Origin of the sequence: Parabacteroides sp. ASF519 (assembly GCF_000364265.2) — a bacterium.
GTDB lineage: Bacteria > Bacteroidota > Bacteroidia > Bacteroidales > Tannerellaceae > Parabacteroides > Parabacteroides goldsteinii.
This window is the reverse complement of record NZ_AQFV02000006.1, coordinates 2662666-2688022: the sequence shown is the minus strand read 5'-3', so window position 1 is coordinate 2688022 and position 25357 is coordinate 2662666. Positions and strand designations below refer to the sequence as shown.

Genomic DNA, 25357 nt, shown 5'->3' with positions numbered 1-25357 from the left:
ATTAATATTATCGAATTCAAAGTATGGAAAATAAAAACGACATGTTTAATAAAGTGCCGAAGAACAATAAGCCTAAAATGTTCAAGTTTAACCTGTATTGGATGTACGGGCTAATTTTTATGATGCTTATTGCTCTGTATCTGACGAACGATTCCTCGGCATCGAAAGAATTGGGATGGACCGAATTCCAGAAACTGGCCCAGGATAATGTCTTTGACAAAATGGCTGTCTACAACAAGAAAAATCTGGTGGAGGCCACTGTCAAGAGCGGTAAGAAAGCATTAGTCTTTAAAAGTGACAGCACGACTTTAGGCACAAACCCAAAAGTGTATGTCAAAATACCGTCAGCAGACAAATTTTCCGATTTTTACGACAAAGCGGTAACAGAGAATCATATTGATACTCAAGTACGATATGAAGAAGGCGACGATGCCATATGGAATTTTTTGGTTTCTTTCGGACCGATCATCCTGATCATTGTTGTGTGGATCTTCCTGATGAGAAGAATGTCAGGCGGTGCAGGCGGTGGTCCGGGCGGGGTATTCAGTGTCGGCAAAGCAAAAGCACAACTCTTTGATAAAGATAACGACCGGAAAGTGACATTTAAAGATGTGGCAGGTTTGTCAGAAGCCAAGCAAGAGGTGGAAGAAATCGTCGCATTCCTCAAAAATCCGGAAAAATATACCGAATTAGGTGGTAAAATACCTAAGGGCGCTTTATTGGTCGGTCCTCCGGGAACAGGTAAGACATTGCTTGCAAAGGCGGTAGCCGGTGAAGCGGATGTTCCTTTCTTCTCATTGTCAGGTTCCGACTTTGTCGAAATGTTTGTCGGCGTAGGTGCGTCACGTGTCCGTGATCTGTTCCGCCAGGCCAAAGAGAAGTCCCCGTGTATCGTGTTCATTGATGAAATAGATGCCGTAGGCCGTGCCCGTGGCAAAAATGCCAACATGAACAGTAACGACGAACGCGAAAACACCTTGAACCAGTTGCTGACAGAAATGGACGGTTTCGGCTCAAACAGCGGTGTGATCATCCTGGCTGCCACTAACCGTGCAGATATTCTGGATAAGGCGTTGCTCCGCGCAGGACGTTTTGACCGTCAGATCAGTGTGGAACTGCCGGACTTAAACGAACGTAAAGAGATATTCGGCGTGCATCTGCGTCCGATCAAGATAGATGAAAGTGTTGATGCAGAATTCATGGCTCGCCAGACTCCGGGATTCTCTGGAGCCGATATCGCCAATGTTTGTAATGAAGCAGCATTGATAGCGGCCCGTGGCGGTAAAAAGTTCGTTCAGAAAGATGATTTCATGAATGCGGTAGATCGTATTGTCGGTGGTTTGGAAAAACGTACTATGATAACAACCGCGGACGAACGGAAGAGTATTGCTTATCACGAAGCAGGCCATGCCACATTAAGCTGGTTCCTTGAACATGCCAATCCGTTGGTTAAGGTGACTATCGTACCGAGAGGTAAAGCATTGGGAGCAGCCTGGTATATGCCGGAAGAACGCCAGATCACCACCCGCGAACAAATGCTCGATGAGATGTGCGCAACGCTGGGCGGACGTGCAGCAGATGAATTTTTCCTCGGTAAAATAACGACCGGAGCATCCAATGACCTGGAACGGGTAACCAAGCAGGCTTACGCCATGGTTGTCTACTTCGGTATGAGTGAAAAACTTCCTAACCTGAATTATTACGATTCGAGCGGTCAGGACTGGGGATTCACCAAGCCGTATAGCGAGGAGACTTCCCGCATGATCGACCAGGAAGTACAAAGGATCATTACCGAACAATACGAACGCGCGAAAAAAATCCTGTCCGACCACGCAGAAGGACATAACAAACTGGCGCAAGTCTTGCTCGAACGCGAAGTGATCTATACGGAAGATGTTGAGCATATCTTCGGCAAACGGGCCTGGATCTCACGCTCACAGGAAATTCTGGATTTGCAGGAAAAGGCAAACAACGACAAGCAAGTTGCCGCCGAAGAAACAAAAACGGATGAAACAACTCCCCAATCAAGCGACTACAAAGTTCGGGCTGTACCGGCAGGTACCAATGAGACTGACAATATTGCCTGACAAACATACATGGGTAAATAAAAAGAGACCGGACAGTTCTTTCGTAAAGATACTGTCCGGTCTCTTTTTATTTAGATTTATTCTTTATCTTTGCACGGAAAATAAATCAACAAACGAACAAAACAACATACGGTTTTGAAAAATCTGATAAAACGGGCACTTACCGGTATAATCTTCGTTGCAGTGCTGGTTGGAGCAATTTGCTACCACCCGATCTCTTTTCTTGTTCTTTTCAGTCTGATCACCGGATTGACATTATGGGAGTTTTATGGTTTGGTAAAGCATTATGAGGATGCCTCCATAAAACGGGCAGTCTCTTCGCTGGGAGGCGTTTATTTATTTGCCGCCACCTTCGCTTACACAAACCAACTGACAGACGGCGTCGTTTTCCTGCCTTATCTCCTATTTCTTATATATACATTAGTTGCCGAGTTATATTATAAAGCACCGAACCCGATCAACAACTGGGCATTCACTCTTTTCGCACAGGTGTATTGTGCCGGGACATTTTCGATGCTGAACTTTATCGCAGCCATACCTGACACCCCGGGTAAAGTAGTTTATTCCCCGTTATTCGTCATGGCGATCTTCATTTTCATCTGGCTGAACGATACCGGCGCTTATCTGGTCGGTTCCATGATCGGAAAAAGAAAGCTGTTTGAACGTATCTCACCTAAAAAATCGTGGGAAGGTTTCTTCGGAGGTTTAGCCGTAGTCCTGGGCGCTTCGCAGGCTCTGGCATGGTATGCACCGGAAGTTAGTTGGTATAACTGGCTGGGATTGTCGGCTACCGTTGTCTTATTCGGAACCTGGGGCGATCTGATCGAATCGTTGCTGAAACGTACATTGGGAGTAAAAGATTCCGGCAACGTGCTGCCCGGCCATGGCGGAATGCTTGACCGGTTCGACAGCCTGATGCTGGCAGCTCCTGCCGCCTACATTTATATAGAACTGTTTATTCGAAATTAAATGTCAGCGAAACCATACGGGAGGTAGCTTTCGACAATGCATTCGGATATTTGATCAGATCCTTATCGGTCAGGTCGCTACGATCTTTTTGCAACAGGTCGACCAGCCCGAAACTGAACTTCAACTCCGGACAGAGTTTAAAGAACGGCAGATAAATATCACATCCTATACCGAACTCCAGACCGAAGTCTGCCGCTTTCAATAAAACAGGCATCCCTTTCTTACGTCCAAGGTCCATCGCTCCGTATACGCCACCGATCAGATAAGGACGGTAGTTATTCAGGCGGAGGGCCGAAAATTTCACGCTCAAAGGAAAACTCAGAATAGTGGAACGGACGGAAGTAGTGAACTCCTCACCCGTAACCTGTTCCCGGAAAACGAACTTCTTGTCCCCGAAATGGACTGTAGGTATGAAACGCAGGTTAAAATAGGGATTCAGATACATATCACCGATCACACCGACACTAAAACCGGGCGAATAAGTCGGGATTTCGGCAAACCATGTTTCACCGTCAGTCGTAACACCTGTATTTGTCAACAACAAATCCTGCGCATGCAATCCGACATGGAATCCCAGATGAAACCATTTCAAATCGGCATACGGCTGATTCTTCACCTTCTCTTTCTGCGCCATCACACCCGGGACGGCAAGGCTGCATATCAATAATAGAAATAATAGACGTCTCAACTCTCAATCAATTTTGAATTATAACGAAAAAGATTAGAACTTATTGCAGAAATACAAATAAAACTCTATTTTTGCACCAACTAATAGTTATCAATTTAAACGTTTAAGAAAATGGCTTATTTAATTAGTGAAGATTGTATTGCTTGCGGTACTTGCATTGACGAGTGTCCGGTAGGAGCTATCTCAGAAGGTGATATCTATCATATCGACCCTGAAATGTGTACTGATTGTGGTACTTGCGCTGACGCATGTCCTACTGAAGCAATTCATCCGGTTGCATAAACCGCAGTAAAAATAGGCAACCTTTATAACAGGATACCTATAAAAAGATAACGAGCTGTTTCTTCTTTATAAAGAAAAACAGCTCGTTATTATTTTCCCCCCTTTTAAAAATCGATGTCCAGCTTTATCTCATCTGAACCATCGTCTGTCTTTGTCTCAGCATCCGGGGCTTGTGCCTGTAGATCTTCAGAGTTACGTTGCTTGATGTAATTGATCACATCATTCATTCCCTCCATAAACTTGTCAAAATCTTCCTTATAAAGGAAAATCTTATGCTTCTCAAAAGAGATCTGCATTCCGTTTTTAGGCTGCACCTTTTTACTTTCGGTCACCGCCAGGAACAAATCGTCCTTCAAGTTCTTCTTTACGTCCAGATAATAGATCCTCTTACCTGCTTTTATGGCCTTAGAGTACAAAATCTCTTTATCGCCACCTTCAACCTGTATTTTCTTCACCGACTCATCCATATAGCCAACATTTGTTAAACACCCACCCAATATTCATAACTTGCTTCAAATATGTGCATTTTTTTTTAAACAACAACTATTTTAACGCATCAAAATATCTCATTTTACGTTTGAAAGTGTAAAATAACGCCTAACACCTATAAAATTAAATAAACCGGGGGCCTTTTATCAAAAGATTGACTACCTTTGCAACCTAATTTATAATAAAGTAGTTCCTTCAAACGATGATCAACAGAATTTTAATCCGCATTAAAGTTTTACAGATAGTTTATTCATTCTATCAAAACGGAAACAATGACCTCAAAGTAGCGGAAAATGAATTGCTTTTTAGCTTACGGAAGTCGTACGACTTATATCACTACTTCCTCCTTCTAATTATCGAAGTCACCAACTTACAGCAACGGACACTTGACGCCAAAAAAAGCAAGTACATGCCGACCCACGCCGAGTTGAACCCTAACACCCGTCTGGTTAATAATCGTTTCGCAGCCCAGGTTGCCGAAAACGAAGCGCTCCAGAAATATGTGGCGGAACAGGGATTATCGTGGGTAAACGATGAAGAGTTTATCAAGAATGTACTGGATCTGATCCTGGCTTCCGACCTGTACAACGAGTATCTGGATAACGAAAACGATTCTTACGAGACTGACAAAGAATTCTGGCGTGCCGTATTCAAAAAGTTAATCTGTGGTAACGAAATGATCGAAGAGTACCTGGAGGACAAAAGCATTTACTGGAACGACGACATCGAAATCGTTGAAACATTCACGCTGAAAACAATCAAACAGTTCGAAGAAAAAAACAAAGGAAAACAGAAACTGCTTCCTATGTTCAAGGATCTGGAAGACCAGTCTTTCGCTATCAAACTGTTCCGTCAGTCATTATTGAAAGGTGCCGAATATCGGGAGCGTATCAACAAACATATGAAGAACTGGGAAACAGAACGTATCGCCAATATGGACCTGATCATCATGCAGGTTGCACTGGCTGAAATCATGACATTCCCTTCTATCCCCATCAATGTCACTTTCAACGAATACATCGACACGGCTAAATATTACAGCACACCTAAAAGTGGCGTGTTCATCAATGGAATCCTGGATTCTATTGTATCCGAGTTAAAAAAAGAAAAGGTATTGCTTAAAGATTAATTATTATACTTACATTTGTAGCTAGTCAATAGGTACAAATTTATAAATGAATATAGTTAGTTATGAGCTTAGTTAGTATTTTACTTCAGGCTGCCGGAGGCCAGTCACAGTGGTCAGGCATCCTTATGATGGTGGTTATCGTTGCGATCTTCTATTTCTTCATGATCCGTCCGCAACAGAAAAAGCAGAAAGAGATACAGAAATCTCGTGAAGCATTGAAAACGGGTGACAAAGTGATCACAGCCGGAGGTATCTACGGAAAGATCAAAGAAATCGGCGATACTTATATGCTGATAGAAATTTCAGACGGAGTACGCATCCGTGTAGATAAAACTTCTATCTTTGCTTCTTCAGAAGACGCACAGCAAAAATAAGAAATAACAAAATATGCCGCAGCTTGATATTAATCAATCATTCAAGTCTGCCCGGATGAAGATTAATGCTTTTCTGCGTCGTCAGAGATGGAAGGAAGCATTAATCTTTTTCTTTTTCGTACTACTGTCATTAGGTTTCTGGTTATTGCAAAGCCTCCAGCAGGAATATGAAATAGAAATCAGCATCCCGGTCAGATACAAGAATATTCCACCGGATATCTCTTTTACCGAAACTCCCCCACAGGAGATCATTGCCAAGGTAAAGGATAAAGGAAGTGTTCTGCTGAACTATTCCTTCGGGAGATCGTTTGCCCCGATCGAAACGAATATGAAAAATCAGGCTGAGAAAAGCGGATCATTATCTATTACCAAAAAAACGATCCAAAGCGACATACAGAAACAGTTGCTTGCCACGACCTCGCTGGTCGGTTTCGAGCCCCAGTCTATTGAAGCGGCATACAGTAAACGGATAAAGAAAAATATCCCGGTCGTATTCGACGGAACTATCCAGACAAATCCCGGCTTCCATGTGTCGGGTAACATCCTGATCTCGCCATCGACAGTCAGTGTATATGCCAGCGACATTGTACTGGATACGCTGAACCAGGCAAAAACCGTCTTCACCGAAATAAAGAAAGGGACGAAAACGATTACACGGACCGTACAACTGCAAAAGATCAGTGAAGCGACGTATGATCCGACAAGCGTTACCATAACGATCCCTATTGAAGAGTTTACAGAAAAGACATTGGAGATACCTGTCATCTGTACAGGACTTCCTCCGCATTATACATTGCGTACTTTTCCTTCCATAGCAAAGGTAACATGCAGCGTTCCGTTATCCCGTTTCAAGGACTTGTCGGAAGATGCATTTGAAATAAAGTTTTCTTTCAAAGATCTGGAACAAAACGTCTCCGGCACCTTACCTATCCAACTGACAAAGAAACCGGATTGGGTAAGTTCGGCTACGCTTGTCCCGGACAAAATTGAATTTATCCTGGAACAGAACAATCTGCATGATTAAAATTGGAATAACCGGCGGAATCGGAAGCGGCAAATCGGTTGTCGCTTCGTTATTGAATTTATACGGAGTACCGGTCTATGTCGCTGATACGGAAAGTAAACTGCTGACCGACACGTCTCCTGTCATTAAAGAAAAACTCACCGCATTATTGGGAGAAGACCTCTACACAGAAAAAGGGTTGAACAAGAAGCTGCTCGCATCACATATATTCAGTAATCCGGAATATCTCCGGCAGGTAAATGCGATCATACACCCCGAAGTGAACCGTCATTTTTCAGCATGGACAAAAAGTCAGGCATCCGATATATGTGCCATCGAGTCGGCTATACTCTTCGAATCGGGTTTCAACGAAGTGGTGGACAAGAGCCTGATGGTATATGCGCCCATGCAACTCCGTATCGAACGGGTCGTAGCGAGAGATAACGTCCCGCGGGAAGAAATCGTACGCCGCATCAACAACCAGTTGCCGGACGAGGTAAAAAGAGACCGTTCCGATTATGTTATCTACAACGACGATAAGCAGGCTTTACTTCCCCAGGTTGAGAAATTTCTGGTGTCTTTATGAAACAGATTTGTAAAATAAGTCTCCCAAACTTCGGTAAAATCGTATAGTTATACTACATTTGCAGCTTTAAAGTTTAACACTATTAGAAAACGAAGTATTATGTTGAAGACTATTTTGTCTATTTCGGGAAAACCGGGATTATTTAAATTGGTTTCCCACGGAAAGAACATGCTGATTGTCGAATCGTTGACAGATAAGAAAAGAGTACCTGCGTACGCAAAAGATAAAGTAATCTCGCTGGGTGATATTGCTATCTATACAACCGAGACAGAAGTTCCTTTGCACGAAGTACTTACCAGCGTAAAAAATAAAGAAAACGGAGCCAAAGTCACAGTACCTTCCGACACTAAAGAATTGCGTACTTATTTTGCTGAAGTTTTACCTGATTTTGACCGCGAAAGAGTATATCCCAGCGATATCAAAAAATTATTGACATGGTATAACATCCTGATCGGAGCCGAAATTACAGATTTCACTCCGGAAGAAGAACCTGCCACTGAAGAAGCCGAAGCTAAAGAAGATACAAACGCAGAAGCAAAAGCTGAATAGGAAACAATCAGTCATAAAAAAACCGGTGCACCCTTATTGGATGCACCGGTTTTTTTTATCCTTTATATCTTATTCTGAAAAGTGTTTCATAGTAATGAAACAACTGTTTCTATAGGGTGAAACAACTGTTTCATTACTATGGAACAAACAAAACGTCTTTAGGAGACAGAAGACAGATGTATCAGAACAACGGATTGTCTACTTTCTCTTTCAGCAAAGCCAGGTCGATCACCTGACGGATATCTTCTACATAATGGAAAGTCAATCCTTTCACATAATCCGCTTTGATCTCTTCTATATCTTTCTGGTTTTCCTTACACAGGATCAATTCCTTGATACCTGCCCGTTTGGCTGCCAAAATCTTTTCCTTGATACCACCTACCGGAAGCACTTTTCCGCGCAATGTTATTTCGCCGGTCATCGCCAGATTCTTCCTCACCTTACGCTGGGTGAAAGCAGAGACAAGCGAAGTGACCATAGTCACACCGGCACTGGGCCCGTCTTTCGGTATGGCTCCCTCGGGAACGTGGATATGAACATTCCAATTTTCAAACAACTCTTCATTAATACCGAACAAAGAGGCATGCGCATGGATATACTCGAGTGCCAACATGGCAGATTCCTTCATCACATCTCCCAGATTTCCTGTCAAAGTTAACTTCGAACCTTTGCCACGGCTCAAGCTGGACTCGACGAAAAGGATCTCTCCGCCTACCGCCGTCCACGCCAACCCGGTAACAACACCGGCATAATCATTTCCCTGATATTTATCACGGCTGTATTCAACCGCTCCCAGATACTCGTGAAGATCCTCCGGTTTGATCTGTGCCGGGATCGCTTCGTCGGAAGCAACTTTACGCGCCAACTTACGCATGATCTTGGCAATCTTCTTATCCAACTCACGCACACCGCTTTCACGGGTATATGATTCGATAATTACCTGCAATGTCTTTTTGGGAAGTTTTACCTTACCTTTGCTGAGACCATGTGCCTCCAGTTGCTTCGGTACCAGATGACGGGCGGCAATCTCCACTTTTTCTTCCAGAATATATCCGCTCACTTCGATCAGTTCCATACGATCCAGCAAAGGCTGTGAAATCGTATTCAGATTGTTTGCCGTAGCGATAAACATGACTTTGCTCAGGTCATAGTCGATATCCAGATAGTTGTCGTGGAAAGTCGAGTTCTGTTCCGGATCCAACACTTCCAACAAGGCGGAAGCCGGATCACCCTTGAAGTCATTCGTTACTTTATCTATCTCATCCAGGATAAATACAGGGTTTGAACTTCCGGCCTTCTGGATATTCTGGATAATACGGCCGCTCATCGCACCGATATACGTCCGGCGATGGCCACGAATCTCCGCTTCATCATGCAATCCACCTAACGAGATACGCACATACTTGCGGTGCAGCGCCTCAGCGATAGATTTACCCAATGAAGTTTTACCCACTCCCGGAGGTCCGTACAGGCAGATGATAGGCGACTTCATATCACCTTTCAGCTTCAAGACAGCCAAATGTTCAATGATACGTTCCTTCACCTTTTCCAGTCCGTAATGGTCGCGGTCAAGCACTTTCTGGGCATGTGTCAGATTAAAATTATCTTTGCTGTATTCATTCCAAGGCAGGTTAATAATTGTCTGCACATATTGTGTCTGGATAGAGAAATCGGGCGATTGCGGATGCAGACGCTCCAGTTTACGAACTTCTTTCTCAAATATCTCAGCAACAGAAGCCGGCCATTTCTTCTTAAAGGCTCTCTCCCGTAACTCCCGTATTTCAAGTTCATTTATATTTCCACCCAGTTCTTCCTGAATAGTCTTGATCTGCTGTTGCAGAAAATATTCCCTTTGTTGCTGATTGATATCCTCATGTGTCTTCATCTGGATAGAGGCTTTCAATTCTACCAGCTGATATTCACGGTTCAGGATAAACAGCAAGCGGTATGCACGGTCCTTCATGGCACCGATCAACAGCAGTTCCTGTTTCTCTTCCGCTCCGCTGGGGATATTGCTACAGGAGAAATTGACCAGATAAAGAACATTCTTATTATTCTTTATGGAAAATATCAGATCGCGGGGCGGTTCGCTCAACGAACCCAACATCTTAATTGTCAAATCCTTGATCGTTGAGATAAGCGCTTCAAACTCACGGTCGGTCTTATCCGGCATCTTATCTTCCAGCAAGGATATCTTTCCTTTCAGATAGGGTTCCGTTTCTTCCAGGGCATCCAGGGAAAAACGCTTCTTACCTTGCAGAATCACCGTTGTCGTACCGTCCGGCATTTCCAGCACACGCACAATATCAGCGATCACACCGGTAGTATACAGGTCATCAAAACCCGGATCCTCCGTATTCATCTCTTTCTGACAGACAACGCCTATCAGTGTTTTTTTCTGGACTGCTTCTTTTATCAGACGCATAGACTTAGGCCGACCGACAATGACCGGCATGGCAACACCCGGAAAAAGAACCATATTCCTCAACGGAAGAATAGGAACGACTTTTCCTACTTTATCTATACCTTCTGTAAAATCCTCATCCACATCACACTCTGTCAGGATGGGCATTACAATCCCAATATTATCATCCAAATCGTCATACGACTCATCGGCAAACCTCTTCATTCTTTCTTTCATCATATTTCTTCCCTATCAATTGTGTAGATTGATACAATAAACGTGCCAAAGTTACAGCTTTTCAGGCAATTCTAGCTACTTTTGCACCTTACATTATAAAAATATGTATGGCAAATCCTTATTTTCAATTCAAAAAGTTCACTATCCGGCATGACAAATGCGCGATGAAGGTCGGAACAGACGCCGTATTGCTGGGAGCATGGACAGATACGGCCTCATGCAAAAACATATTAGATATAGGAACCGGGACCGGCATCATCGCTTTGATGCTCGCCCAACGGAGCTGTGCGGACATCGATGCGATCGACATTGACAAGGAGGCCTGTATACAGGCAGAAGAAAATGTGGCGGCTTCACCTTTTGCCGGCAGAATAAAGGTCATCCCTGCTTCCTGTGCGGATTTCGCCCGTTCTATGGCACAGAAAAAATATGACCTGATCGTTTCCAATCCGCCTTACTTTATCAATTCACTGAAATGTCCGGATAATAAACGTTCGGTTGCACGCCATACGGACAGCCTGCCTCTATCCGAACTGGTCGAAAACGCGCGGGCATTACTCTCTTCGCCCGGACGTATAGCATTGGTATTGCCTTACGAGCAACTGGAGGAAGTCAGGGAGACCGCTCAAAAAAACTCCCTGCATATTTGCAGGCAAACGAACGTGATCCCTGTTCCGGGAGCACACCCCAAACGGTTACTGGTCGAATTATCTCCTGTTAGTACAGACACAAAAAACCGGAATACACTGACCATCGAGGAAGCCCGGCATCAGTATACCCCGGAGTATATTGCTCTGACCAAAGATTTTTACCTGAAAATGTAAGGTAATTTCTTATCGAAGAAGCGGGTTACCTCACCGAACAAATTATGGACTTCCTCCGTAAAGGAAACGACTTCCGGCGTAACCACATGCAATGATTGCGGCATGATCGAAATATCGATCCGGCTGTCGGCCATAACCGGCTCACCGTCCAGATGCATGACACCCGGATTCTGGCGAATGATCGTAACTTGTTGCGCCTTCATCGTTTTGATCTTACTGTTCCGGTCTATCTGCTTCGTAAATAACTGGATTGCCAGCGGCGCTATGTCCAGCGGCGTAAAAGGAGACAGAATGGTCAGGTCCATCCGTCCGTCCTGTATATTGGCATGCGGAGCTATGAAAGCGTTATTCCCGTACTGGGAAGCATTGGCACATGCCACCAGGAAGGCTTTTTCCTTGATCGTCTGGTTGTCCACCAACAGTTCATACGGCTCCGGTTTATAACTCAGATACTCTGCCACCGTATTTTTTATATAGGTAAGCGAACCGCGCCTTTTTTCCTCGGCAAACTTCTGGCTCACTGCCGCATCGAACCCCACTCCGCAGGTACAAAAGAAAACACGGTCGTTAGCTTTGCAGCAGTCGATTGTTGAAACATGTCCTTTTATAATCAGCTCCAACGCCCGTTTAGCATCCATCGGTATATGAAGTTCGCGGGCCAGTCCGTTGCCGGACCCCTTCGGGACAATCCCCAAAACGGCATCCGAATGAACCATAGCACGGGCTATTTCATTCACCGTACCGTCACCACCAACTGCTATAATGCAATTAGCCCCCTCATCGATCGCTTTCCGGGTCAACTCGCTGGCATGTCCCGGATATTCCGTAAAAGAAATTTCCAACGGACATCCTCCCTTCTCGCACATCCGCTCGATCATCTTAGGGATCTTTCTCTTCGATCCCACCCCGGAAATAGGATTTATTATAGCCTGTACCTTTATTTTTTTCCCGTCCATCCTAACTGTTTATAAAGATTGAAGCGACAAAAATAATGCTTTTGTAAAACTTTTAAAGCATTAAGGCTACTATAAGTTATTTTTTTACTACTTTTGCGGCTGGATTTGCCGAAACATACATGAATATGTATACGACAAACCCTTAATTCTATTAATGGAATTTTAATTAGCGAGAAAATCATTCTCTTCAATAATAATATGAAACTTTTACAAGAGAAACTAGCAAAGTACGATGCTCCTCAAAAAGCTATGGCAGCAGGGATTTATCCTTACTTCAGAATGATCGAAAGCGATCAGGATACTGAAGTGATGATCAGCGGTAAAAAAGTCCTGATGTTTGGCTCAAATGCTTATTTAGGATTGACTAATCACCCTAAAGTAAAAGAGGCAGCAATTGAAGCGATCAAAAAGTACGGTACGGGATGTGCCGGTTCACGTTTCCTGAATGGTACGCTTGACATCCATATCCAATTGGAAAAGCGTCTGGCCGAATTCGTAGGAAAAGAAGACGCAATCGTGTATTCAACAGGTTTCCAGGTGAATCTGGGAGTAGTATCCTGCCTGACAGGGCGTGAAGATTATATCTTATGGGACGAACTGGACCATGCCTCCATTATCGAAGGCCATCGCCTGTCATTCTCAACCAAACTTAAATACAAGCATAACGATATGGATTCGCTGGAGAAACAACTCCAGAAATGCGAACCCGACAAAGTGAAACTGATCGTTATCGACGGTGTGTTCAGTATGGAAGGAGACATAGCCAAACTTCCGGAAATCGTTGCCTTGGCAAAGAAATACAATGCCAGCATCATGGTTGACGAAGCACACGGTTTGGGAGTTCTCGGAGATCACGGACGCGGAACTTGTAACCATTTCGGTGTTACCGACGACGTCGACCTGATCATGGGTACCTTCAGTAAATCATTGGCTTCTATCGGTGGATTTATTGCTTCAGACAAAGACACCATCAACTACCTCCGTCACAATTCACGCTCTTACATTTTCAGTGCTAGTAACACTCCGGCAGCTACCGCAGCAGCGGGTGCAGCACTCGATATTATGCAGAGCGAACCGGAGCGCATCGAGCATCTGTGGAAACTAACTCATTATGCGTTGGATGGCTTCCGTAACATGGGTTGCGAAATCGGACATACTTCAACTCCGATCATTCCTTTGTTCATCCGCGACAACGACCTGACATTCCTGATCGTTAAGGAACTGTTTGAAGCAGGCATCTTCGTAAACCCGGTAGTTTCGCCGGCTGTCGCTCCGGAAGATACGCTGATCCGTTTCTCCCTGATGGCAACTCATACGAAAGAGCAGTTGGATTATGCGCTTGAAGCTATTCACAAAGTATTTAAAAGTCACGGCTTAGTAGACTAAACTGTTACTATATTTATAATAAAAGGCTCCCAAACGGTAGAAATACAGGCTTGGGGGCCTTTCACTTTTTTCCTGTTCTTGTTTTTTCACTATCCCTTGCTCATTCTCTGAGAATATTTGACTATTTTTGCGTAATTGTACGTATCATACGTACCATACACATTATAAAACATATATATTACCGGAAAATGGATTTCAAACTAAATAAAGGAAGCTGCTGCATGGGGAAAAAGGGATGCAGCAAAATACAAAATACAAAACTGAATACCTACGATTGGCTCTGCGACGTACCTGATGCGGAAAATGCAACCGACTATGTAGAAGTACAATTCAAAAATACCCGGAAAGGTTATTTCCTGAACAGCTCCAAAATACCTCTCGAAAAAGGAGATATGGTCGCTGTCGAAGCCAGTCCCGGACATGATATAGGAACAGTAACCCTCACCGGAAAACTTGTTCTTCTTCAAATGAAAAAGAACAATATACGTACCGGAGAAGGATACGAACCTAAAAAAGTGTACCGCAAGGCAAAGCCCACCGATATCGAAAAATACGAAGAGGCGAAAGCGAAAGAGCATGCAACCATGATCCGTTCACGCCAGATCGCAGCAGACCTGGGACTGAACATGAAGATCGGTGACGTAGAATACCAGGGGGATGGCAACAAGGCTATTTTCTACTACATCGCAGACGAACGTGTCGACTTCCGCCAGCTGATCAAAGTCCTGGCCGAAGCATTCCGCGTACGTATCGAGATGAAGCAGATCGGAGCCCGCCAGGAAGCCGGGCGTATCGGAGGTATCGGACCTTGCGGACGCGAACTTTGCTGTTCCAGCTGGATGACCAGCTTCGTTTCTGTGGCTACCGGTGCCGCCCGTTACCAGGATATTTCCATGAACCCGCAGAAGCTCGCCGGACAATGTGCAAAACTGAAATGTTGTATCAATTACGAAGTGGACGCCTATGTGGAAGCTCAGAAACGCCTGCCCTCGAGGGAGATCGTACTTGAAACGAAAGATAACAACTACTACCATTTCAAGACAGACATCTTCAAACGCGAAATAACTTATTCTACCGACAAATCATTTGCCGCGAACCTGATAACAATATCAGCCGAACGTGCATTCGATGTGATCAATATGAATAAGAAAGGAAGCAAACCGGTCACACTGGAAGCCGACACCAAACCTCAGCCGCCCAAACGCGATGCTCAGGACATTCTCGGCCAGGATAGCGTTACCCGTTTCGACTCAGTCAAGAAAAAGAAGAAAAAACGTCCGGCAGGAAACAACGGAGGCAATAACGGCAATGGCGGCGGAAACAATACGAACGCTGCTGCCGGTGGCGAAGGCGGCAACAACAGACCCGCAAACAACAAACAGGCCGGTAACAGACCCGTTAACAACGACAGGCAGCAACCGGGCGACAGACAGCCGGGTAACGAAAACAGCAACAGACCTTCCGGCAACAACAACGGTAACAAAGGCGGTAACGCTAATAATAACGGAAATAACGGTAACAACAACCGTAACAACAATAACCGGAATAACAGAAACAGACAAAAACCTAAAGGCAATAATGACAAGCAAGCGAATAATGACAGACCTCAGCAGCAAGCTAAACCGGGCAACAAACCGGAAAATAAGCCCGAAGCTTAAAGGATTCATTGTCGTTCTCTTCATGTCCTTATGCTTCTCCTGCGATCAACAGGCCTTGTACGACCAGTACCAGGCCATTGATAATACAATGTGGGGGAAGGATAAGGAATATTATTTCTCTTTTCATGTAGACGACATTTCCGTTCCCTACAACCTGACATTCGAGGTTCGTAATAATAATATGTATCCTTACCAGAACCTCTGGCTTTTCTGCAATGAAGAGCAGCCGATCGGTCCTTTGAAACGGGATACGATAGAATGTGTGCTGGCTGACGAGTTCGGAAAATGGCACGGGCATGGCATATCCCTGTTCCAGTCCAGCTTTCCGATACGGACCAACTACAAATTCGAACACCCGGGGATGTACACATTCAGTTTCCGCCAGGGAATGCGCGACAGTACATTGAGAGGAATACAGGAAATCGGATTCCGGGTAGAAAAGACTAATTGATCATCGCTCTCTCCGGGAAGCATCCAGGCGCAGGAAGATAAACAACAAGATTGTAAATCCCAGCAAAGAAGAGCCTCCATAGCTGAAGAAAGGCAAGGGAATGCCGATTACGGGCGTTATTCCGGTAACCATTCCCACATTTATCGCCAGGTGAAAGAAGAAGATGGAGGCTACGCTATAGCCATACACCCGGGCAAAAGCCGTATTCTGCCGCTCGGAAAGAATAACCAGCCGGATGATAAATATCCCGAACAAGATCAGCACCACAGAGGATCCGATAAAACCGTGCTCCTCTCCTACGGTACAGAATATAAAGTCTGTTTCCTGTTCCGGCACATATTTCAGCTTTGTTTGCGTCCCGTTCAGGAAACCTTTTCCGGTCAGTCCTCCCGACCCGATAGCGATCTTCGACTGGTTCACGTTGTAACCGGCACCGCTCGGATCATCTTCCAATCCCAACGAAACTTTGATACGGATCTGCTGATGGGGTTCCAGTATCTCGTCGAACACATAATCCACCGAATACATGAAGGCCATCGACCCCAAAGCAAAGGCGGCGATCAGTGCATAATGCCAGATCCAGTTCTTTACGGAAAGATAAATCAGATAAATAACTGCCAACACGAGCAATCCCATCGAGACCCAGGCAAAGTTTACCGGCACGAACAAAGAAGCGATATAGGCAGCCAGATATACGATTGCCGTTCCTCCCAGCATAACCTGCAAAGCCATCCGGTCCTTCCGCACCATGACCACCAGGAGAAAGGAGATAACCAGTATCATAGATGAGACGATCAGTTCTCCCATATCAGTAGCCCCAACCACTACATCCGAGAATTTCATGGTAGTAACGAAGAACGCCACCGCACAAATGCCTGCCAACAGGATATATCCCGACATTCCTTCCCGGTACAACATCAGGAAAAAAGCAAAATAAACCAAAGCCGAACCGGTCTCCTTTTGCAGGATAATGCAGATCATCGGCAGGAAAATCAGCATGAGCGTGATGGCAAAATTCTTAACGGTAGTCAACTGGAATCCGTAGGAGTTCATAAACTTCGCCACAGCCAAAGCGGTGGCAAACTTGGCAAACTCAGCAGGTTGTATACGCAAAGCCCCCAGCTTCAACCAGGAATGCGAGCCTTTTATATCCGGTGCAAGAAAGATAGTCGCTATCAGTAAAACAATAACGGCCGCATAAATAAGGTAAGCAAAAACATCAAAGAAGTCGCTTTCCAGCATCAGTATGATAAAAATAACCACCATGGACACCCCAACCCACATCAGCTGCGAACCCGGACGTCCGTTTATATCGAACAACCCCATACTGTCAAATTCGAAGCTGGCGCCACAAATCGTAAACCAACCGGCCACTATCATCAACAAGTAAAGTATGATAGTAAACCAGTCGACAGTCTTCCATATTTCAGTTTTCCTGTAACCCACGGTCAGATAATAAATAAACACGATCTTCGGCAACAACCGAATTTATCATTTTTTCTTCCAAAGCCTTATCTTCCGGCGATATTTCACCTTTCAGATACAGTTCCATCATTAATTTCCCGATAGGAACCCCAAACGCCGCACCAAAGCCGCCATTCTGCACATAAACGCAAATTGCCACTTTCGGATTCTTATAAGGAGCAAAACCGATAAACGCAGAGTGATCTTTTCCGTGAGGATTTTCTGCCGTTCCTGTCTTACCGCAAACCTCGATTCCGGGAATAGCAGCCGCCCAACAGGTTCCGCCCAATACGGCGTTGCGCATACCTTCCGCTACTATGTCATAATATTTAGAATCGATAGTCGGATAACGTTTTTGTGTATAAAGCGAATCCAACGGGGTATCCTGTACTTCTTTAACCACATGAGGTGTGATAAAATAACCCCGGTTGGCGATCGTTGCCGCCAGGTTACATATCTGCAACGGCGTTGCGGATATTTCTCCCTGCCCTATCGCAATAGAGATGATCGTGCTGGAGTTCCAGCGCCTGTGCAGTTTATCGTACACTTTACTGTTCGGTATGTATCCTCTTTTTTCACCAGGCAGGTCAATCCCCAAAGGATAGCCATACCCCATCGACACCAAATGATTCTTCCAGACCTCAAAGCCTTCCTGAACAGTGGGATACCGGCGACGGTTATCCAGCATATCATGCAATCCCCAGCAAAAAAAGGAGTTACACGAGGTAGCCAAAGCCGGAACAAGACTTAAAGGAGAAGCATGCCCGTGACAGGCGGGTTTCCGCTTGATCGAATAAGTATATCCATGGGCACAAGTATACATCGTTGAAGGAGTGATAACCCCTTCCTGAAGAAAAATCAGCCCTTGTGTAGGTTTAAAGGTTGAACCGGGAGGATAAAAACCGGTTATGGAACGGTCGATAAGCGGTGTCTGAGGATTTTCCTCCAACATCCTGTGATTCTTTCCACGCTGGCGTCCGACCAATAAACTCGGATCATAATTGGGGGAAGTGACCAGGCAGAGGACCTCACCGGTTTCCGGCTCAATCATAACGATACTACCCACTTTATTCTTCATCAGCTTTTCGCCATAAGCCTGTAAGTTAATATCCAGCGAAAGCTTCAGGTTCTTCCCGGAAACCGGAGCTACATCACTCGCACCGTCATCATACTTACCCTTGATACGGCCGTGCACATCTCGCAAAAGAATCTCCACTCCCTTCTCCCCGCGCAGTTGCTTTTCATAGGAACGTTCAACACCTGCACGTCCGGAATCATCCCCCTGCACATAATAGTCATCTGCCTCTATATCTTTCCGGTTTACCTGGCCGATATTTCCCAGTACATGCGCCGCATAAGGATATTCATATTGCCGGATCGTACGGTTCTGGATATAGAAACCGGGGAACTTATAAAGTTTTTCCTGTAAGATACCGCATTCCTGTGCCGAAAGATGATTCATAAAAACCTGTGGGACATACGACGAGTATCCCGGATTCAACCGCCGATTCTTTATTTCGGCGATCCGTTTTTCAAACTGTTCTTTTGTAATACTCAGGATATTACAGAAATCCAACGTATCGAACGGTTGGATTTCCCGCATGATAAGCATCACATCGTAAGCCGGCTGGTTATAAACCAGTAGATTGTCATTACGGTCATAAATCATTCCGCGGGAAGGCAACAGGGTCTTTTTCAAGAACGCATTGCTGTCTGCCCATGCTTTATAATCGTTCTCAACCACCTGGAGGTAGAATAAACGGATGATAAAGACGAGAACCAGCAGAACCACAGCGCCTATTATCACATAACGCCTGTTCTCAAGTGTATACTTCGTATTAGTCTCCACTCTTTTGTGTCTCTATATTGAATGCTTCTATTGTACAAATTAATAATGTAGTCGTTACCACACTCGCCCCGATACGGATGGCAAGGAATAACGGATCGAACAGCGTCAACGATTCGATCAGGAATAAAGTGACATGTTGGATCACCACAAATGAAAGCACATACCGGAAGAAGCCACCATAGCCAAAGGTCTTATAGGAAGGATAAATCCCCTCGGGCAAGTCCTTCCCCATAAAAAAACGTATCAGCGGTTCACGGATAAATCCGGCCAGCGTACAGGCTGCCGCATGCATTCCGGGGGTATTTGAAAACATATCGATCACCAGGCCGATAAGGAAAGAGAAAAGAACGACCAGGTCGCGCGACGTACCCACCGGCATCTTTATAATAAAATAAAGATACAGGAACGGCGTTGCAATCCGCAGGAAATGGATATTATTCAGGATCAAAGCCTGAATTAATACCAGTACAACGAAATAAACCAATCCCCGTAATAAATTAATCATTTCTTCTCGCCTCTTGTTCTACTCTTCTTTGTTCTGCCTGATTATAATTCTTGATGATACGGACATTGTTCAGTGCCTGAAAGTCCGTAGCCAATTCCACCTCCAGTGAAAAAAAGTTGTCATCATGCTGTTTTTCAAAATCTGCCACCGTACCGACAATCAGCCCTGCCGGAAACACGCTCGAATAACCGCTTGTCACGATCGTATCTCCCTTCTGGAACTCCACATGACGCGGCAATTCTTCCAGATTGGCAAAACGGATATCACGCCCTTTCCAACTCAAAGCCCCGAAATAAGTACTTCCCAACACTTTGCAGCTCAACCGCGATTTCGGATTAAGCAAAGGTATGATCACAGAGAAATGATCGTTCACCGTCGAAACAATTCCTACAACTCCTCTTTCGGAAACAACTCCCATATCAGGTGCTATTCCGTCTTTACTTCCTTTGTTTACAGTGATATAATTCGAAAGATGGCTGACACTGTTATTCACCACCCCGGCCAGAATAAAACTATATGCAAACTGCTCGGTCGAATCAGGAGCAAACCCGGCAAAAGCAACCGTATCCGCCACCATCATATCCAAACGGTCCTGCAACTCCAGCAATTCCATCTCCAGTTGCCCGTTCCTTTCCAGCAATTCCTTGTTAATCTCATGCAGGTTCAGATACGATGTTACATAACCGGAAACGGACGCAATATGTCCTGTCAATACGTTTGCCGAACTGAAGATGATATTCCGCTGGTATGCATTATTACGATAAATCAGCATCAGCGAAACAATCTCAAGCAAAACGAACAGGAACCAATGCCTCTTTCTTACCAGGAAGTCCAGCAGTTTACGCATAAATAATAATGTGCCAATTTGATAATGTGCCAATATGCCAATTAATCAATACACCGACGAATGTGTCTTTTATTGGCACATTGGCATATTGATTAACTGGCACATTATTCCCCTTATCGAATAAGGAAATTAAATTTATCTATATTCTTTAATGCTACGCCTGTACCTATTGCAACCGCATGCAACGGATCTTCTGCAATATGGAACGGGATATTGATCTTATCCGTCAGACGTTTGTCAAGCCCGCGCATCAAAGCACCGCCACCTGCCAAGTAGATACCGTTACGTACGATATCGGCATACAGTTCGGGAGGAGTCTGCTCGAGTGCACTCAGGATAGCCGCTTCCATCTTGGAGATCGATTTCTCCAGGCAATGTGCGATTTCCTGATAAGAAACGGGAACTTCCATCGGAAGAGCCGTCATCTGGTTCGGACCATGTACGATATAATCTTCAGGAGGATTATCCAGGAACGTCAGCGCCGAACCGACATTGATCTTGATCAGTTCGGCAGTACGTTCACCCACCTTCACATTGTGCTGGCGGCGCATATACTCCATAATATCAGCCGTCAGGTCATCTCCTGCAATACGGATCGATTTATTGGAAACGATACCGCCCAGCGAGATAACAGCGATCTCGGTCGTACCACCGCCTATATCCACGATCATATTGCCTTCGGGTGCTTCTACGTCGATACCGATACCGATTGCAGCAGCCATAGGTTCATAAATCATGTAGACGTCGCGTCCGCCGGCATGCTCGGCAGAGTCGCGTACGGCACGGATCTCCACTTCAGTACTGCCCGAAGGAATACAAACCACGATGCGCAGCGAAGGGGAGAACCAGCGGTGTTTCGGATTTATCATTTTAATCATGCCGCGTATCATTTGCTCGGCAGCAAAGAAGTCGGCAATCACGCCATCGCGGAGCGGACGGATCGTACGAATATTCTCGTGCGTCTTTCCGTGCATCTGGCGTGCCTTTTCTCCGACCGCCAATACTTTGTCGGTACGCCGGTCGAGGGCAACTACCGATGGCTGATCCACTACGACCTTACCACCACTGATGATGATGGTATTCGCAGTACCCAGGTCCATCGCTATTTCTTGTGTGAAAGAAAATAATCCCATAAAAATAATGTGTTAATTTGCCAATGTGCTAATGTGCCAATGAAAAGTGCTTATAATTGGCACATTGGCATATTGTCTTATTGGCATATTATTAATGTTTGAAATGACGGACACCCGTCTTAACCATAGCCAAGCCATGCTCGTTGCAATAATCAACAGACAGCTTGTCATTTACAGAACCACCCGGCTGAATAACAGCAGTAATACCTGCTTTATCAGCTATTTCAACACAGTCAGGGAAAGGGAAAAATGCATCAGAAGCCATAACGGCACCTTTCAAATCGAATTCGAAAGCGTTTGCCTTTTCAATGGCCTGTTTCAAAGAATCCACGCGAGATGTCTGACCGATACCGCTTGCGCAAAGTTGTTTGTTCTTTACCAAAGTGATAGCGTTCGATTTGCTGTGCTTCACCAGTTTATTAGCGAACAACAGGTCCTCTGTTTCCTGTGCGGAAGGTTGTTTGTCAGTCATCGGTTCCAGATCTGCGGCAGTCTGGATACTCAGGTCTTTTTCCTGCATCAATGCACCATTTAACAGTGAACGGAATTGCATCGGACAAGTCTTTGCATCCTTGCGGACCAGGATGATGCGGTTTTTCTTCTGCATCAACACTTCCAAAGCGTCTTTTGTATATTCCGGGGCGATGATTACTTCGAAGAAAATCTTGTTGATCTCTTCGGCTACTTCTTTATCGATTGCGCTGTTGGTAATCAGGATACCGCCGAATGCAGAAACCGGGTCTCCGGCCAGTGCCTCTTTCCATGCTTCAAGCACAGTCGGACGGGATGCGATACCGCAGGCATTATTATGTTTCAGGATAGCGAATGTCAGTTCGTCGAACTCGTCGATCAGGCTAACGGCAGCATCGATATCCAACAGGTTGTTGTAGGAGATCTCTTTACCATGGATCTGGTCGAACATATCGTTGAACTTGCCATAGTATTTAGCAGCCTGGTGAGGATTTTCACCATAACGCAGGTGCATCGGCTGGTCTACGGCAGCACGGAAATGCGAACCCTCGCCTCCATCGAAATAATTGAAAATAGCAGAGTCATAGCCGGATGAAACAGCAAATGCTTCTTTGGCGAACCATTTACGGTCTTCCAGGGAAGTTTCTGCACCCTTTTCATTCAACACCTGCATCAACGGCTGATACTGTGCTTTGGATGCTACGATCACTACATCTTTAAAGTTTTTTGCAGCGGCACGGATCAATGAGATACCGCCTATATCTATCTTTTCGATAATTGCCTGTTCTTCTGCGCCTGAAGCTACTGTTTCTTCAAACGGATAGAGGTCTACAATCACCAGGTCGATTTCAGGAATTTCGTATTCTGCAATCTGCGCTTTATCGCCTTCGTTATCTCTGCGGTTGAGAATACCTCCAAAAACTTTCGGGTGAAGAGTCTTAACACGTCCTCCCAGGATAGAAGGATAACCGGTCAGGTCTTCCACTGCATCGCAAGGGATATTTAATGATTCGATAAATGTCTGAGTTCCACCTGTTGACACGAAGGTTACACCTTCGCTATGAAGTTTCTTTAATATTTCATCCAGTCCCTCTTTATGGTATACAGAGACCAATGCACGCTTGATACGTTTTGTTGCAGCCATCTTTGTTCGGTTTATTTTAATGTTTTAGAGCACAAAAGTAGATAATTATTTTCAATAAGCACATAGGATAAGTAAATTTCTTTCCATAACAAAAGCGGGGATTTTTCATGCTATCCTGTTGATAGTGAAAAGTCCCCGCCATAAATAACGGAACGAACGCGATCCGTGTTAACGTTTATTCATTGCTCTCAACAAATTCTTACCAACCTTAAACCTGACGCTGGTACGGGGAGCGATCGGACAACTCTCTCCGGTACGGGGATTACGGCCTGCACGAAAACTCTGTTTCCAGGGACGGAAAGTGCCGAAGCCTTGCAGAACAATATCGTTCCCGTCACTCAGTCCCTCCTCCATCAGAACCTCCACCATCTGCCGCGCAACCACCTCGGTACATCCGACCCGGGATGCCATTGATTTTATTAAGTCTGTTTTATTCATAATTATTAGGTTGTTTCTGTTATTATCAAAATAGAACTATCCAATTATAGACTGATTGTTACTGGCTCCCCTCTTGAGAGACTGTGTAAAAACTAGTCTCTCGAGAGGGGAGAGAGACACTTTCGTCGCTGATAATCAACTCTAACATAACCTGGCGGTTGATGGCGGTGCGGGGTAGGTTTTTACGTCTTCACGGTCGAGGTAATGGCCGGCGGGTAGTAACGAGCTACGCGGTACATCTCCGACAGGGTGAGCCGGGCGGGATGCGAATATAAGAGGCGGGCGGCTTCGGCGTCGCTAACCGGAGCCGATTCTTAACTGAGGCGCAGTTCCACGCGGCGCAGGTAGGGGAAGATGTCGCGCAGTAGTTCGCCGTAGACGCGGCCGTCTTCCAGTTGCATCAGGTAGGTTTCGCAGCCTTCGAAGATGCCGTAGTTGTCGATGATGAAACAGACTGCTTCCGCATAGGGTTTGCCGGAAACAGAGACCATGCGGCGCAGTTCCTCCAGTCTTCCGCCACGCTGCCACAGATCACCGGGCAGCCTTCCGACAGGTAACGGCGGCTGATGTAGGTGCGGAACTCTTCGGCACGCTGGCGCGACAATGTCTCGTTATGCTGGTAGGAGCCTTCGGGCGAGGCGTAGCTGGCGACCAGCACCTGACGAAACTGCGAAATACCGGATTCATCTTCGGGGATCAGGAAACGGATTTCCTTGTTATAGCGGTTGTAGATCGCGGCAGTGGGTTCGCCGGCTATCTTCACACAGGGCGGTACTCCTTCCCCACCCTCTGCGAGGGTACGGGCCGGAAGGGCGGCGGAAAAGGCTATATATAATATGTATAGGAAATGTTTCATATGCCGGGCGGATTAGTGGATAAAAAAGATCAGGGAGACGTCCGCACGCGTCGGGCCGAAATAATGACGGCGGAATATTCCGAGCACTTCCGTACAGTCGTAGCAGACGTATTTTTCATATTGCATATAGGCGTAGCCGGCACCGACAAACGCTTCCCCCCAATGGCGGCCGATCACCCAATGGTAGCCCCGGTAGTTTTTCTCTTCCATTCCCGGGATAAACGGGATATTTCCGATATTGAAATGGCCGTAGTGGCCGTGAAGGCCGAAGAAGTGGCCCTCATACGTCTGGCAGGGCCAGTAGCGCAGTTCGGGTTGTACGAGGTAATGTTTGAGCGACATATCGTTTTTGAACTCCCAGGCATTGTAAGCGCCCCAAAGGTCAAGACTCATTTTCCTGCCCAGGCGGAACTCGAATCCCATATTCGAGGTGCTCGTTCCCAAATAGAGAAGGTTACTTTTCAATGACACATATTGTCCGTGAAGAGGAATGGATACCATATGCAAACACATGAGTATCAGTATATAAAAGAGTCTCTTTTCCATCGTTTATCTTTCTTTATCCTATAGACCTTATT

The 25357-nt window shown here is 45.4% G+C and carries 25 protein-coding genes; 12 read left to right on the top strand and 13 right to left on the bottom strand.

The window, feature by feature from the left end; genetic code table 11:
- The first annotated feature begins 23 nt into the window (after positions 1-23).
- Both ftsH and C825_RS10455 read left to right on the top strand, forming a co-directional pair.
- Positions 24-2087: an ATP-dependent zinc metalloprotease FtsH gene (ftsH, locus tag C825_RS10460; RefSeq protein WP_081615941.1), complete on the top strand. Its 2064-nt coding sequence runs from the start codon at positions 24-26 to the stop codon at positions 2085-2087.
- A gap of 135 nt (positions 2088-2222) precedes the next feature.
- Positions 2223-3056, top strand: a complete 834-nt coding sequence (locus C825_RS10455) for a phosphatidate cytidylyltransferase (RefSeq protein ID WP_010802420.1) — start codon at positions 2223-2225, stop codon at positions 3054-3056.
- Here the strand turns inward: C825_RS10455 and porT are convergent.
- The gene (porT, locus tag C825_RS10450; protein WP_010802419.1) at positions 3043-3744 is read right to left on the bottom strand and encodes a type IX secretion/gliding motility protein PorT/SprT; all 702 of its coding nucleotides are present in this window, start codon (positions 3742-3744) and stop codon (positions 3043-3045) included. The genes C825_RS10455 and porT overlap by 14 nt on opposite strands.
- 111 nt (positions 3745-3855) lie before the next feature.
- Here porT and fdxA point away from each other — a divergent pair, with 111 nt between their 5' ends.
- Positions 3856-4026 carry a 4Fe-4S ferredoxin gene (gene fdxA / locus C825_RS10445; protein ID WP_007658993.1) on the top strand — a complete coding sequence of 57 codons (171 nt, stop codon included), beginning with the start codon at positions 3856-3858 and terminating at the stop codon, positions 4024-4026.
- 104 nt (positions 4027-4130) lie between these two features.
- On the opposite strand, the gene C825_RS10440 is transcribed toward fdxA, so the two are convergent.
- Positions 4131-4493, bottom strand: a complete 363-nt coding sequence (locus C825_RS10440) for a DUF3276 family protein (protein ID WP_007658995.1) — start codon at positions 4491-4493, stop codon at positions 4131-4133.
- Positions 4494-4717: 224 nt separating this feature from the next.
- Between C825_RS10440 and nusB the strand changes: the two genes are divergently transcribed.
- The 5 genes from nusB to C825_RS10415 all read left to right on the top strand — a co-directional run bounded on the left by nusB (position 4718) and on the right by C825_RS10415 (position 8156).
- Positions 4718-5644, top strand: coding sequence for a transcription antitermination factor NusB (nusB, locus tag C825_RS10435; protein ID WP_007658997.1), 927 nt, complete (start codon positions 4718-4720; stop codon positions 5642-5644).
- Between the two features lie 62 nt (positions 5645-5706).
- Positions 5707-6018, top strand: a complete 312-nt coding sequence (gene yajC, locus C825_RS10430) for a preprotein translocase subunit YajC (protein WP_007658999.1) — start codon at positions 5707-5709, stop codon at positions 6016-6018.
- Positions 6019-6031: 13 nt separating this feature from the next.
- On the top strand, positions 6032-7042 hold the full coding sequence (locus C825_RS10425; RefSeq protein WP_010802418.1) for a CdaR family protein: 1011 nt from the start codon (positions 6032-6034) through the stop codon (positions 7040-7042).
- Positions 7035-7607, top strand: coding sequence for a dephospho-CoA kinase (gene coaE, locus C825_RS10420; RefSeq protein ID WP_010802417.1), 573 nt, complete (start codon positions 7035-7037; stop codon positions 7605-7607). Before C825_RS10425 ends, coaE begins: the two co-directional genes overlap by 8 nt.
- A gap of 99 nt (positions 7608-7706) precedes the next feature.
- The gene (locus C825_RS10415; protein ID WP_007659005.1) at positions 7707-8156 is read left to right on the top strand and encodes a DUF5606 family protein; all 450 of its coding nucleotides are present in this window, start codon (positions 7707-7709) and stop codon (positions 8154-8156) included.
- A gap of 181 nt (positions 8157-8337) precedes the next feature.
- On the opposite strand, the gene lon is transcribed toward C825_RS10415, so the two are convergent.
- On the bottom strand, positions 8338-10800 hold the full coding sequence (lon, locus tag C825_RS10410; protein WP_044214754.1) for an endopeptidase La: 2463 nt from the start codon (positions 10798-10800) through the stop codon (positions 8338-8340).
- Between the two features lie 104 nt (positions 10801-10904).
- On the opposite strand from lon, the gene C825_RS10405 reads away from it, so the two are divergent.
- Positions 10905-11621 carry a tRNA1(Val) (adenine(37)-N6)-methyltransferase gene (locus C825_RS10405; RefSeq protein WP_010802416.1) on the top strand — a complete coding sequence of 239 codons (717 nt, stop codon included), beginning with the start codon at positions 10905-10907 and terminating at the stop codon, positions 11619-11621.
- Here C825_RS10405 and C825_RS10400 read toward each other — a convergent pair.
- On the bottom strand, positions 11606-12577 hold the full coding sequence (locus tag C825_RS10400) for a diacylglycerol/lipid kinase family protein (protein WP_007659010.1): 972 nt from the start codon (positions 12575-12577) through the stop codon (positions 11606-11608). The two genes, C825_RS10405 and C825_RS10400, sit on opposite strands and share 16 nt — an antisense overlap.
- 198 nt (positions 12578-12775) lie before the next feature.
- Between C825_RS10400 and spt the strand changes: the two genes are divergently transcribed.
- From spt to gldH, 3 genes are all read left to right on the top strand, one after another.
- Complete coding sequence (spt, locus tag C825_RS10395; RefSeq protein WP_010802415.1) at positions 12776-13963, top strand: serine palmitoyltransferase; 1188 nt, start codon at positions 12776-12778, stop codon at positions 13961-13963.
- 188 nt (positions 13964-14151) lie between these two features.
- Positions 14152-15621 carry a PSP1 domain-containing protein gene (locus C825_RS10390; protein ID WP_052334417.1) on the top strand — a complete coding sequence of 490 codons (1470 nt, stop codon included), beginning with the start codon at positions 14152-14154 and terminating at the stop codon, positions 15619-15621.
- Positions 15560-16072: a gliding motility lipoprotein GldH gene (gldH, locus tag C825_RS10385; RefSeq protein WP_010802413.1), complete on the top strand. Its 513-nt coding sequence runs from the start codon at positions 15560-15562 to the stop codon at positions 16070-16072. The genes C825_RS10390 and gldH overlap by 62 nt, the downstream gene beginning before the upstream one ends.
- On the opposite strand, the gene rodA is transcribed toward gldH, so the two are convergent.
- From rodA to C825_RS10340, 9 genes are all read right to left on the bottom strand, one after another.
- Positions 16073-17518, bottom strand: a complete 1446-nt coding sequence (gene rodA / locus C825_RS10380; protein WP_044214844.1) for a rod shape-determining protein RodA — start codon at positions 17516-17518, stop codon at positions 16073-16075.
- Positions 17499-19385, bottom strand: a complete 1887-nt coding sequence (locus tag C825_RS10375) for a peptidoglycan D,D-transpeptidase FtsI family protein (RefSeq protein WP_007659015.1) — start codon at positions 19383-19385, stop codon at positions 17499-17501. The genes rodA and C825_RS10375 overlap by 20 nt, the downstream gene beginning before the upstream one ends.
- A complete protein-coding gene (mreD, locus tag C825_RS10370) occupies positions 19375-19890 on the bottom strand; it encodes a rod shape-determining protein MreD (protein ID WP_007659016.1) in 516 nt (171 codons plus the stop codon). The genes C825_RS10375 and mreD overlap by 11 nt, the downstream gene beginning before the upstream one ends.
- A complete protein-coding gene (gene mreC, locus C825_RS10365) occupies positions 19883-20737 on the bottom strand; it encodes a rod shape-determining protein MreC (protein ID WP_007659017.1) in 855 nt (284 codons plus the stop codon). The genes mreD and mreC overlap by 8 nt, the downstream gene beginning before the upstream one ends.
- 113 nt (positions 20738-20850) lie before the next feature.
- Complete coding sequence (locus C825_RS10360) at positions 20851-21870, bottom strand: rod shape-determining protein (protein WP_007659018.1); 1020 nt, start codon at positions 21868-21870, stop codon at positions 20851-20853.
- A 91-nt stretch (positions 21871-21961) separates the two neighbouring features.
- Positions 21962-23485: a bifunctional phosphoribosylaminoimidazolecarboxamide formyltransferase/IMP cyclohydrolase gene (purH, locus tag C825_RS10355; protein WP_007659019.1), complete on the bottom strand. Its 1524-nt coding sequence runs from the start codon at positions 23483-23485 to the stop codon at positions 21962-21964.
- Positions 23486-23653: 168 nt separating this feature from the next.
- Positions 23654-23923, bottom strand: a complete 270-nt coding sequence (locus C825_RS10350) for an HU family DNA-binding protein (protein ID WP_007659020.1) — start codon at positions 23921-23923, stop codon at positions 23654-23656.
- Positions 23924-24323: 400 nt separating this feature from the next.
- Positions 24324-24779: a hypothetical protein gene (locus tag C825_RS10345; protein ID WP_007659021.1), complete on the bottom strand. Its 456-nt coding sequence runs from the start codon at positions 24777-24779 to the stop codon at positions 24324-24326.
- A gap of 12 nt (positions 24780-24791) precedes the next feature.
- Positions 24792-25325, bottom strand: coding sequence for a DUF3575 domain-containing protein (locus C825_RS10340; protein ID WP_010802412.1), 534 nt, complete (start codon positions 25323-25325; stop codon positions 24792-24794).
- Positions 25326-25357: the final 32 nt, after the last annotated feature.